General features: G+C 66.0%; 10 protein-coding genes. All 10 read right to left on the reverse strand.

Annotated features, from left to right (window positions below):
- Nucleotides 1–101: 101 nt before the first annotated feature.
- Entirely contained in the window at nucleotides 102–404 is a 303-nt protein-coding gene (rplW, locus tag BLQ73_RS18720; RefSeq protein ID WP_093171765.1) for a 50S ribosomal protein L23, read from the reverse strand.
- A complete protein-coding gene (rplD, locus tag BLQ73_RS18725) occupies nucleotides 404–1,066 on the reverse strand; it encodes a 50S ribosomal protein L4 (RefSeq protein WP_093171766.1) in 663 nt (220 codons plus the stop codon). The genes rplW and rplD overlap by 1 nt, the downstream gene beginning before the upstream one ends.
- Nucleotides 1,063–1,716 (reverse strand): 50S ribosomal protein L3, encoded by a 654-nt coding sequence (gene rplC, locus BLQ73_RS18730; RefSeq protein WP_093171767.1) that lies wholly within the window; start codon nucleotides 1,714–1,716, stop codon nucleotides 1,063–1,065. Before rplC ends, rplD begins: the two co-directional genes overlap by 4 nt.
- A 14-nt stretch (nucleotides 1,717–1,730) precedes the next feature.
- Entirely contained in the window at nucleotides 1,731–2,039 is a 309-nt protein-coding gene (rpsJ, locus tag BLQ73_RS18735) for a 30S ribosomal protein S10 (protein ID WP_012887830.1), read from the reverse strand.
- A 235-nt stretch (nucleotides 2,040–2,274) separates the two neighbouring features.
- Nucleotides 2,275–3,468 carry an elongation factor Tu gene (tuf, locus tag BLQ73_RS18740; RefSeq protein ID WP_093171768.1) on the reverse strand — a complete coding sequence of 398 codons (1,194 nt, stop codon included), beginning with the start codon at nucleotides 3,466–3,468 and terminating at the stop codon, nucleotides 2,275–2,277.
- Nucleotides 3,469–3,561: 93 nt separating this feature from the next.
- The gene (fusA, locus tag BLQ73_RS18745) at nucleotides 3,562–5,610 is read right to left on the reverse strand and encodes an elongation factor G (RefSeq protein ID WP_420820021.1); all 2,049 of its coding nucleotides are present in this window, start codon (nucleotides 5,608–5,610) and stop codon (nucleotides 3,562–3,564) included.
- A gap of 90 nt (nucleotides 5,611–5,700) precedes the next feature.
- Complete coding sequence (rpsG, locus tag BLQ73_RS18750) at nucleotides 5,701–6,171, reverse strand: 30S ribosomal protein S7 (RefSeq protein ID WP_093171770.1); 471 nt, start codon at nucleotides 6,169–6,171, stop codon at nucleotides 5,701–5,703.
- Nucleotide 6,172: 1 nt separating this feature from the next.
- Complete coding sequence (gene rpsL / locus BLQ73_RS18755) at nucleotides 6,173–6,547, reverse strand: 30S ribosomal protein S12 (RefSeq protein ID WP_093171771.1); 375 nt, start codon at nucleotides 6,545–6,547, stop codon at nucleotides 6,173–6,175.
- Nucleotides 6,548–7,355: 808 nt separating this feature from the next.
- The gene (locus tag BLQ73_RS18760; RefSeq protein ID WP_093171772.1) at nucleotides 7,356–11,231 is read right to left on the reverse strand and encodes a DNA-directed RNA polymerase subunit beta'; all 3,876 of its coding nucleotides are present in this window, start codon (nucleotides 11,229–11,231) and stop codon (nucleotides 7,356–7,358) included.
- 23 nt (nucleotides 11,232–11,254) lie between these two features.
- Nucleotides 11,255–11,630 (reverse strand): DNA-directed RNA polymerase subunit beta (locus BLQ73_RS18765; RefSeq protein WP_476712867.1); only part of this gene is annotated, 376 nt, incomplete at its 5' end.

Below are 11,630 nucleotides of genomic sequence, written 5' to 3' on the forward strand. Positions count from 1 at the left end.
GGTCGAGTTCGCCTACTCGACCTGGATCCACCGGGGTGAACCGCGGGTCATGTACGGCTTACTCGTCCATCTGCTGGCTTGTCGGCCACGGACGCGCTGGTTCAGCCGATCTGGCCGAAGATGTCGATCCGGTCGCCCTCTACCAGGCTCACAATCGCGCGCTTGGTGTCGGGCCTCTTGCCGAAGCCGTGGCGGGTGCGCTTGCGCTTACCCTGCCGGTTGATCGTGTTCACGCTGGTGACCTTGACCCCGAAGATCTGCTCAACGGCGATCTTGATCTGGGTCTTGTTCGCGGTCGGCTTCACCAGGAACGTGTACTTGTTGTGCTCGTCGATCAGGCCGTAGCTCTTCTCGGAGACGATCGGCTTGATGATGACGTCACGCGGGTCGGCGATCTTCTCCATCAGGCGTCTTCCTTCGCGCTCTCGCTGCCGCCGGTCGCCGAGAGGCGTGCCACGACCTGCTCGTACGCCTCCTGCGTGAAGACGACGTCGTCGTGCAGCAGCACGTCGTAGGTATTGAGCTGGCCCGCGTCCAGCAGGTGGACCTCAGGAACGTTGCGCAGGCTCATCCAGGTGAGCTCATCGCCCTCGTCGACAACGACGAGCACGCTGGCGGCCTTGGTCACCTTGCGCAGCGCCTCGAGCGCCGCCTTGGTCTTCGGGGTCTCGCCGGTGACGAGACCGCTGACCACGTGGACCTGGCCGCTGGCGGCCCGGTTCGACAGCGCGCCGCGCAGAGCGGCGGCCTTCATCTTCTTCGGGGTCTTCTGCGCGTAGTCACGCGGCACCGGGCCGTGGACGACGCCACCGCCGGTGAACTGCGGCGCACGGGTCGAACCCTGACGGGCCCGGCCGGTGCCCTTCTGCCGGTACGGCTTCTTGCCGCCACCGCTGACCTCGCCCCGCGTCTTGGTCTTGTGGGTGCCCTGCCGGCGAGCGGCGAGCTGGGCCACCACGACCTGGTGCATCAGCGGGATGTTGACCTTCGCGCCGAAGACGGCTTCCGGAAGCTCGACCGTGCCGGTCTTGGCGCCGGCCGCGTCGAGGACGTCGATGGTGCTCACTTGCTGGCCCCCTTCTTGGCCGCGGTGCGGATGAGGACCAGACTGCCGTTGGCGCCAGGGATCGCACCCTTGATGAGAATCAGGTTCTTCTCAACGTCGACGGCGTGGACCTTGAGGCTCTGGATCGTCTTGCGCACGTTGCCCATGCGGCCGGCCATCCGGACACCCTTGAAGACGCGACCGGGGGTCGCGCATCCGCCGATGGAGCCGGGCGAACGGTGCTTGCGCTGGGTGCCGTGGGAGGCGCCCAGACCGCCGAAGCCGTGCCGCTTCATGACACCGGCGAAGCCCTTACCCTTGCTCTTGCCCGTCACGTCGACGAACTGGCCGGCCTCGAAGGTGTCGGCCAGGAGCTCCTGGCCGATCGTGTACTCGCTCGCGTCGTCCGTGCGGATCTCGGTGAAGTAGCGGCGCGGGGTGATGTCGTGCTTGCGCAGGTAGTCACCCAGCGGCTTGTTGACCTTGCGCGGGTCGACCTGTCCGAACCCGAGCTGGATGGCGGAATAGCCGTCACGGTCGGGAGTGCGGACCCGGGTCACCACGCACGGACCGGCCTCGACCACGGTGACCGGGACGATCCGGTTATCCGCATCGAAGACCTGGGTCATGCCGAGCTTCTTGCCCAGGACGCCCTTGATCTGCTTAGCCATGTCAGTGCGTTCCCTCAGAGCTTGATCGAAATGTCGACGCCGGCGGGGAGGTCGAGACGCATGAGCGAGTCGACGGTCTTGGGCGTCGGGTCGATGATGTCAATGAGCCGCTTGTGCGTGCGCATCTCGAAGTGCTCGCGGCTGTCCTTGTACTTGTGCGGCGAACGGATGACGCAGTACACGTTCTTCTCGGTCGGCAGCGGAACCGGTCCCGCGACCTTGGCGCCGGTCCGCGTCACCGTCTCCACGATCTTCTTGGCCGAGCTGTCGATGACCTCGTGGTCATAGGCCTTAAGCCGGATGCGGATCTTCTGTCCCGCCATAGTGGCCTCGGTGTCCTTCGCTGTCGTCCTGTAAAAGCTTCGTGCGGCCTTCTGCCGCTATGGGTGACCCCCGGCCAACCCATTCCGTGATCTTGCAGGTGTTTCGAGCGACTCGAAACCACTGCGAGATCACGGCCCGGATCCCGGTGGCCCTGGAGCATGTCACCTGACTGTGCCCCATCGTGGTTAGGCGGTCGGCCCCTGAACCGGGGCCGACCGCCGCCCCGCGGTCGTGTTACTTGACGATCTTGGTTACTCGACCGGCGCCGACGGTGCGGCCACCCTCGCGGATCGCGAACTTGAGGTTGTCCTCCATCGCGATCGGCTGGATGAGCTGGATGGACATCTCGGTGTTGTCACCGGGCATGACCATCTCGGTGCCCTCGGGCAGGTTGACAACGCCCGTCACGTCAGTCGTACGGAAGTAGAACTGCGGACGGTAGTTGTTGAAGAACGGCGTGTGCCGGCCGCCCTCGTCCTTGGACAGGATGTAGACCTGAGCCTCGAACTCGGTGTGCGGGGTGGTCGTGCCCGGCTTGATGATGCACTGGCCGCGCTCGACGTCCTCGCGCTTGATGCCGCGGAGGAGCAGACCGACGTTGTCACCGGCCTGACCCTCATCGAGGAGCTTGCGGAACATCTCGACACCGGTGACGGTGGTCGTGGTGTGCTTCTCCCGGATGCCGATGATGTCGACGGTCTCGTTGACCTTGACGACACCGCGCTCGATACGGCCGGTGACGACGGTGCCGCGACCGGTGATCGAGAACACGTCCTCGATCGGCATGAGGAACGGCTTGTCGGTGTCACGAACCGGCTCGGGGACGTTGTCGTCCACGGCGGTCATGAGCTCGACGATGGAGTCGCCCCACTTCTCGTCGCCCTCCAGCGCCTTGAGCGCGGAGACGCGGACGACCGGCAGGTCGTCGCCGGGGAACTCCTGAGCGGAGAGGAGCTCGCGGACCTCGAGCTCGACGAGCTCCAGGATCTCCTCGTCGTCCACCATGTCGGCCTTGTTCAGGGCGACGACGATGTAGGGAACACCGACCTGGCGGGCCAGGAGCACGTGCTCCTTGGTCTGCGGCATCGGGCCGTCGGTGGCGGCGACCACGAGGATCGCACCGTCCATCTGAGCGGCACCGGTGATCATGTTCTTGACGTAGTCGGCGTGACCGGGGCAGTCCACGTGGGCGTAGTGGCGCTTCTCGGTCTGGTACTCGACGTGGGCGATGGAGATGGTGATACCGCGTGCCTTCTCCTCGGGCGCCTTGTCGATCTTGTCGAACGGGGTCGCCTCGTTGAGGTGCGGGAAACGGTCGTGGAGCACCTTGGTGATCGCCGCGGTCAGAGTGGTCTTGCCGTGGTCGATGTGCCCAATGGTGCCGATGTTCACGTGCGGCTTGTTCCGCTCGAACTTGGCCTTGGCCACTGCTCTGTCTCCTTAGAGATTCTGACTTGACTTTCTTAACTCCGGCTCGGGGAGCGTCGCCCCGGGCCCACCGAGGTGGGCCCGTAGGCGGGGCTACTCTCCGCGAGCCTTCGCGACGATCTCCTTGGCGATGCCCGGGGGCACCTCCGCGTAGGAGTCGAACTGCATGCTGTAGACGGCCCGGCCTTGGGTCTTGCTACGCAGGTCACCCACGTAGCCAAACATCTCGGACATCGGCACGAGAGCGGTGACTACCTTCGCTCCGCTCCGGTCCTCCATGGCCTGGATCTGTCCACGGCGGCTGTTGAGGTCGCCGATCACGTCGCCCATGTATTCCTCGGGCGTCGTGACTTCGACGGCCATGACGGGCTCGAGCAGAACCGCGTCGGCACGGCGCGCGGCCTCCTTGAAGACCATCGAACCGGCGATCTTGAAGGCCATCTCCGAGGAGTCGACCTCGTGGAAGGCGCCGTCTTTCAGCGTCACCTTCACACCGACCATCGGGTAGCCGGCGAGGACGCCGAACTCGGCGGCCTCCTGCGCACCCGCGTCCACCGACGGGATGTACTCCCGGGGGATGCGGCCACCACTGACCTTGTTCGCGAACTCGTAACCGTCGTTGCCCTCGCCCAGCGGCTCAAGGTCGATGATGACGCGCGCGAACTGACCGGAACCACCGGTCTGCTTCTTGTGCGTGTATTCGACCTTCTGCACCGCGCGGCGAATGGTCTCGCGGTAGGCGACCTGCGGGCGACCGACGTTGGCCTCGACCTTGAACTCGCGGCGCATGCGGTCGACCAGGATCTCCAGGTGGAGCTCGCCCATGCCGGCGATCACGGTCTGCCCGGTCTCCTCGTCACGCCACACGCGGAAGGAGGGGTCCTCCTCCGCCAAGCGCTGGATCGCGGTCGACAGCTTCTCCTGGTCGCCCTTGGTCTTGGGCTCGATGGCGACGTTCATCACCGGCGCCGGGAAGTTCATCGACTCCAGGACGACCTGCTTCGCCGGGTCGGAGAGCGTGTCGCCGGTCGTGGTGTCCTTGAGGCCCATCACGGCGACGATCTGACCAGCGACAGCGGACGGGCGCTCCTCGCGCTTGTTCGCGTGCATCTGGTAGATCTTGCCGATGCGTTCCTTCTTGCCCTTGGTCGAGTTGACGACCGAAGTGCCGGCCTCGATCGTGCCCGAGTAGACCCGGATGTAGGTCAGCTTGCCCAGGTGCTGGTCGGCCATGATCTTGAAGGCCAGCGCCGAGAAGGACTCCTTCGGGTCGGCGGCCCGCTCGATCTTCTTCTCCTCGTCACCCACGGCGTGGCCCTCGATGGAGGGCACGTCGAGCGGCGACGGCAGGAAGGCCACGATCGCGTCGAGCAGGGGCTGCACACCCTTGTTCTTGAACGCGGTGCCGCACAAGACCGGGTTGAGGGTGCTTGCGATGGTCGCGCGCCGGATGGCGGCGATGAGCTGCTCCTCGGTGGGCTCGACGCCCTCAAGGAAGAGCTCCATCATCGCGTCGTCGTTCTCGGCGACGGTCTCCACAAGCTTGTCGCGCCACTCACGGGCGGCCTCGGCGTGGTCGGCCGGGATGTCGACCGTGTCGTACATCTCGCCCTTGGCCGCGTCGGCGCTCCACAGGAAGGCCTTCATCCTTACAAGGTCGATGACGCCCTTGAAGTCGGCCTCGACGCCCCACGGGAGCTGCACGACCAGCGGGGTCGCGCCGAGCCGGGAGACGATCATGTCGACGCAGCGGTGGAACTCCGCGCCGACCCGGTCCATCTTGTTGACGAAGCAGATCCGGGGCACGCCGTAGCGGTCGGCCTGACGCCACACCGTCTCCGACTGGGGCTCGACGCCGGCGACGGCGTCGAACACGGCGACGGCGCCGTCGAGGACGCGCAGCGAGCGCTCCACTTCGACGGTGAAGTCCACGTGACCGGGCGTGTCGATGATGTTGATCGTGTGATCAAGCCAGCTGCAGGTGGTCGCGGCGGAGGTGATGGTGATGCCGCGCTCCTGCTCCTGCTCCATCCAGTCCATCGTGGCTGCGCCCTCGTGGACCTCACCAAGCTTGTAATTGATGCCGGTGTAGAACAGGATGCGCTCAGTCGTGGTGGTCTTGCCCGCGTCGATATGGGCCATGATCCCGATGTTTCGGACCATTGCCAGGTCAAGAGCGGAAATGGTGGCCACTTCTCTCGCGTCCTCGTCGTCTCGTCGAACCCGCCGGTATTACCAGCGGTAGTGGGCGAAGGCCTTGTTGGACTCGGCCATCTTGTGGGTGTCCTCACGCCGCTTGACGCTGGCGCCGAGGCCGTTGCTGGCGTCGAGCAGCTCGTTCATGAGGCGCTCGGTCATGGTCTTCTCACGGCGCGCCCGGGAGTACTGCACGAGCCAGCGCAGCGCCAGCGTGGTGCTGCGCGCGGCACGCACCTCGACCGGCACCTGGTAGGTCGCGCCACCGACGCGGCGGCTGCGGACCTCGAGGGTCGGCTTCACGTTGTCGAGCGCACGCTTGAGCGTGACCACCGGGTCGTTGCCCGTCTTCTCCCTGCAGCCCTCAAGCGCGTCGTAGACGATCGTCTGCGCGAGCGAGCGCTTACCGTTGAGGAGCACCTTGTTGATCAGCGCGGTGACCAGCGGCGAGCTGTAGACCGGGTCGGCGACAAGCTGGCGGCGCCCGGGAGAACCCTTGCGAGGCATGTCAGCTCTTCTCCTTCTTCGCGCCGTAGCGGCTGCGGGCCTGCTTGCGGTTACGGACACCCTGCGTGTCGAGCGACCCGCGAATAATCTTGTAGCGGACGCCGGGGAGGTCCTTCACACGACCGCCACGCACGAGGACGATCGAGTGCTCCTGCAGGTTGTGGCCGACACCGGGGATGTAAGCAGTGACCTCAATGCCGTTGGTCAGCTTCACACGAGCGACCTTGCGCAGCGCCGAGTTGGGCTTCTTGGGGGTCGTGGTGTAGACGCGGGTGCACACACCGCGCCGCTGGGGGCTCCCCTTGAGCGCAGGAGTCTTGGTCTTAGTGACCTTGTCCTGCCGGCCCTTTCGGACCAACTGCTGAATTGTGGGCACTACGTCTGCCTTTCGTGCCTGAGGCCGGTTCTACGAAAAAACTGTTGGACAAGCAGTTTGCAGGCGCTGCCGGTGTCATGACCTGCGATTCTTCCCTCGCCTCCGACCCCCGCGCTCGGGCGTGTCGCGTAATTACCACGTCACTCCCGGCACCAGCCGGATATTGGGGAGGCCACACGGCGCTCTGCTCAACCCCCGGAACGAGAGCCCATAGGAGCACACGCATGAGAGCCCATGTAGCCACGGGCACGAAGGGAAAGACTACCCAGCCCGTTGCAACACGTCAAAACGGTTGCACTCCCAGGTCACCCGTGGCGGGTAACCGCAACATCGCGCCGTGGCTCCGCGGCCGGTATCCCTCCGGCCGCCATCAGACTCCCAATAAGTATACCCGCACTCGCACAGTGACGCGCACCCAAACGCTCGTCCCACACGGCGATCCCGTGTCAAGGTTCCCCCACGCACGACCGACCATGCATCAACAACCGGTGTTGTCCCGACAGCCTCCCGATACCCTCCCGACACCGCTACGAGCCCACGAGATCACGAGATCACGAGATCACGAGTCTCCGGTACGGCTACCGCCCCCGTCGACCACTCCCCCGCATTGCACCCGCATGGCACAAGCGGAGCACGCGCATCCCATCTCCGCGGCGTACACCGTCACCATGGGCCGATCCGCGGCACGCGCACCGCACTGCCGGCGGCGCGAGCCGTACAGCCCCACGGAACCGACAATGAGGGAACACCCCGGGAACGACCGAGCGCCCGGCCCCACACGGGGGCCGGGCGCTCGGTCCGCCTGCGACTAACGGTTGTACTGACCGAAGTCGTATTCCTCCAGCGGGACGGCTTCGCCGCTGCCGGAACCGAAGGTGTAGTCGGCGGCCGAGCCGTCGTAGCCACCCACGGTGTACATCGCGGCCTTGGCCTCCTCGGTCGGCTCCACCCGAATGTTGCGGTATTGGGGCATGCCCGTACCGGCCGGGATGAGCTTACCGATGATGACGTTCTCCTTCAGGCCGAGCAGCGGGTCCGACTTGGCGTGGATCGCCGCGTCGGTGAGGACCCGCGTCGTCTCCTGGAAGGAGGCCGCCGACAGCCACGACTCGGTGGCGAGCGACGCCTTGGTGATGCCCATGAGGACGGGACGGCCGGAGGCCGGCTGCCCGCCTTCCGCCACCACCTGGCGGTTGACCTGCTCGAACCGCGGCCGCTCGTAGAGGTCGCCCGGGAGCAGGTCGGTGTCGCCCGACTCCAGGACGTTCACCCGCTTGAGCATCTGGCGAACGATGATCTCGATGTGCTTGTCGTGAATCGACACACCCTGCGAGCGGTAGACCTTCTGGACCTCCGCCACCAGGTGGAGCTGCACGGCCCTCGGCCCGAGGATGCGCAGCACCTCGTTGGGGTTGACGGCACCGGCGATGAGCTGCTCGCCCACCTTGACGTGCTGCCCCTCCGAGATCAGCAGACGCGACCGCATCGAGACCGGGTATGCGATCTCTTCGGAGCCGTCGTCCGGAGTGATGACGACCTTCCGGGTCTTGTCCGTCTCGTCGACCCTGACCCGACCTGTGACCTCACTGATCGGGGCGACACCCTTGGGGATGCGCGCCTCGAAGAGCTCCTGGACACGGGGCAGACCGTGGGTGATGTCGGCACCGGCCACACCACCGGTGTGGAAGGTACGCATCGTGAGCTGCGTTCCGGGCTCACCGATCGACTGGGCGGCGATGATGCCGACCGCCTCGCCGACGTCCACCAGCTTGCCGGTCGCAAGCGAACGGCCGTAGCAGGTGGCGCAGACACCGATCTTGGCCTCGCAGACGAGCGCGCTGCGGGTGCGGACCATCTCGATGCCGGCCTCGACCAGCGCATTCACGTGGACGTCGGAGATGTCGACGCCCGCCGCCACGATGACCTTGCCGTCGACCTCGACGTCCTCGGCCAGGATGCGGCCGTGCACGTTGCTCTCGGCGTTCTCGGCCCTCGCCAGGGCGCCGGCCGAGTCGCGCTCGCCGACCGGCAGCGGAACGGCGCGGTCGGTGCCGCAGTCGATCTCGCGCACGATGACGTCCTGCGCCACGTCCACCAGACGACGGGTCAGGTAACCCGAGTCGGCAGTACGGAGCGCGGTGTCGGCGAGACCCTTCCGCTGGCCGTGGGTGGCGATGAAGTATTCCAGCACCGACAGGCCCTCGCGGAAGGAGGACTTGATCGGACGCGGGATCGTCTCACCCTTGGTGTTGGACACGAGGCCGCGGATGCCGGCGATCTGCCGGACCTGCATCTTGTTGCCTCGGGCGCCGGAGTTGACCATCATCCAGACCGAGTTGGTCGCCGGGAACGCGTTGACCATGTCGGTCTCGACGTCGGCGGTGGCGTGGGTCCAGATCTCGATGAGCTCCTGACGGCGCTCCTCGTCGGTGATCAGACCACGCTCGTATTCACGCTGGACCTTGTCGGCCCTGCGCTCGTACGACTCCATGATCACGGCCTTGTTCGGCGGCGCGACGACGTCCTCGATGGAGATCGTCACACCTGCCCGGGTCGCCCAGTGGAAGCCGGCGTCTTTCAAGGCGTCCAGCGAGGTCGCGACCTCGACCTTGGGGTACTTCTCCGCCAGCTCGTTGACGATGGCCGAGAGCTGCTTCTTCCCGACCTGGTAGTTCACGAACGGGAAGTTGTCCGGCAGCGTCTGGTTGAACAGGCACCGGCCGAGCGTCGTCTCCAGGCGGAAGACCTCGCCCGCCTCCCAACCCTCGGGAGCCGACCAGCCACGCGGCGGCGGCACGTCCTTGATCCGGACCTGGATCCTGGCCTGCATGTCCAGCTCGCGGCGGTCGTAGGCCATCTGAGCCTCGGCCACGGAGGTGAAGACCCTGCCTTCACCCGCCGAGCCTTCCTTCTCCGTCGTGAGCCAGTAGAGACCGATGACCATGTCCTGGGTGGGCATCGTCACCGGCTTGCCGTCGGCCGGCTTGAGGATGTTGTTGGTCGACAGCATCAGGATGCGGGCCTCAGCCTGCGCCTCCGCCGACAGCGGCAGGTGGACGGCCATCTGGTCACCGTCGAAGTCCGCGTTGAACGCGGTGCAGACGAGCGGGTGGATCTGGATGGCCTTGCCCTCGACGAGCTGCGGCTCGAACGCCTGGATGCCGAGGCGGTGCAGGGTCGGCGCGCGGTTGAGCAGCACCGGGTGCTCGGTGATGACCTCTTCGAGCACATCCCACACGACCGGGCGGGCACGCTCGACCATGCGCTTGGCCGACTTGATGTTCTGCGCGTGGTTGAGGTCCACCAGGCGCTTCATCACGAACGGCTTGAACAGCTCCAGCGCCATCTGCTTGGGCAGACCGCACTGGTGCAGCTTGAGCTGCGGGCCGACGACGATGACCGAACGGCCGGAGTAGTCGACTCGCTTGCCGAGCAGGTTCTGGCGGAAGCGGCCCTGCTTGCCCTTGAGCATGTCGCTGAGGGACTTGAGGGGCCGGTTGCCGGGACCCGTGACGGGACGGCCGCGGCGGCCGTTGTCGAACAGGGCGTCGACGGCCTCCTGGAGCATCCGCTTCTCGTTGTTCACGATGATCTCGGGAGCGCCGAGGTCAAGGAGACGCTTGAGGCGGTTGTTCCGGTTGATGACCCTGCGGTACAGGTCGTTCAGGTCGGAGGTCGCGAACCGGCCACCGTCGAGCTGCACCATGGGGCGCAGGTCCGGCGGGATGACCGGGATGCAGTCGAGCACCATGCCGTTCGGCGAGTTGCGGGTGCTGAGGAACGCGGAGACCACCTTGAGCCGCTTGAGGGCGCGGGCCTTCTTCTGGCCCTTGCCGCTGCGGATCGTCTCGCGGAGGTTCTCGGCCTCGGCCTCAAGGTCGAAGTTGTTGAGACGCTCCTGGATGGCCTGCGCGCCCATGCCGCCGCGGAAGTAGCGGCCGAAGCGGTCGCGCATCTCGCGGTAGAGCAGTTCGTCGCCCTCAAGGTCTTGGACCTTGAGGTTCCTGAAGCGGCTCCACACCTCGTCGAGGCGGTCGAGCTCGCGCTGGGTGCGGTCGCGGAGCTGACGCATCTCGCGGTCGGCGCCCTCGCGGACCTTGCGGCGCTGGTCGCCCTTGGCACCCGCGGCCTCGAGCTCGGCGAGGTCGCTTTCGAGCTTCTTCTGCCGCGCCTCGATGTCGGCGTCGCGGCGCTGCTCGATGTGCTGCCGCTCGACGGAGATCTTGGCCTCCAGCGACGACAGGTCGCGCTCACGCATCTCGTTGTCGACATGCGTGATCATGTAGGCCGCGAAGTAGATGACCTTCTCCAGGTCCTTCGGGGCCAGGTCGAGCAGGTAGCCGAGGCGCGACGGGACGCCCTTGAAGTACCAGATGTGGGTGACCGGCGCGGCCAGCTCGATGTGGCCCATCCGCTCACGCCGCACCTTGGCGCGAGTCACCTCGACGCCACAGCGCTCACAGATGATGCCCTTGAAGCGGACGCGCTTGTACTTGCCGCAGTAGCACTCCCAGTCCCGGGTCGGACCGAAGATCTTCTCGCAGAAGAGTCCGTCCTTCTCCGGCTTGAGGGTGCGGTAGTTGATGGTTTCGGGCTTCTTGACCTCGCCGTGCGACCACTGGCGGATATCGTCGGCCGTCGCGAGGCCGATGCGCAGCTCGTCGAAGAAGTTGACGTCGAGCACTTCGTAATCCCCTTAGCGTTTGATCAGACCTCTTCGACACTGCTCGGCTCGCGCCGCGACAGGTCGATGCCGAGCTCCTCCGCCGCGCGGAAGACGTCCTCGTCGGTGTCCCGCATCTCGATGGACATGCCATCGCTGGACAGGACCTCGACGTTCAGGCAGAGCGACTGCATCTCCTTGATGAGGACCTTGAAGGACTCGGGGATGCCCGGCTCGGGGATGTTCTCGCCCTTGACGATCGCCTCGTATACCTTCACGCGCCCGAGAACGTCGTCGGACTTGATGGTCAGCAGCTCCTGCAGGGCGTAGGCGGCGCCGTACGCCTCCAGCGCCCACACCTCCATCTCACCGAAGCGCTGGCCGCCGAACTGGGCCTTACCGCCGAGCGGCTGCTGGGTG

Source organism: Sinosporangium album (assembly GCF_900100605.1).
In the GTDB taxonomy this organism is placed as follows: domain Bacteria; phylum Actinomycetota; class Actinomycetes; order Streptosporangiales; family Streptosporangiaceae; genus Sinosporangium; species Sinosporangium album.

Excerpts from the sequence above, each read along its gene's own strand:
- fusA (WP_420820021.1), bottom strand. The coding sequence starts at position 5,610 with ATGGCCCATATCGACGCGGGCAAGACCACCACGACTGAGCGCATCCTG.
- rplW (WP_093171765.1), bottom strand. The coding sequence starts at position 404 with ATGGAGAAGATCGCCGACCCGCGTGACGTCATCATCAAGCCGATCGTC.
- rplC (WP_093171767.1), bottom strand. The coding sequence starts at position 1,716 with ATGGCTAAGCAGATCAAGGGCGTCCTGGGCAAGAAGCTCGGCATGACC.
- rpsG (WP_093171770.1), bottom strand. The coding sequence starts at position 6,171 with ATGCCTCGCAAGGGTTCTCCCGGGCGCCGCCAGCTTGTCGCCGACCCG.
- rpsJ (WP_012887830.1), bottom strand. The coding sequence starts at position 2,039 with ATGGCGGGACAGAAGATCCGCATCCGGCTTAAGGCCTATGACCACGAG.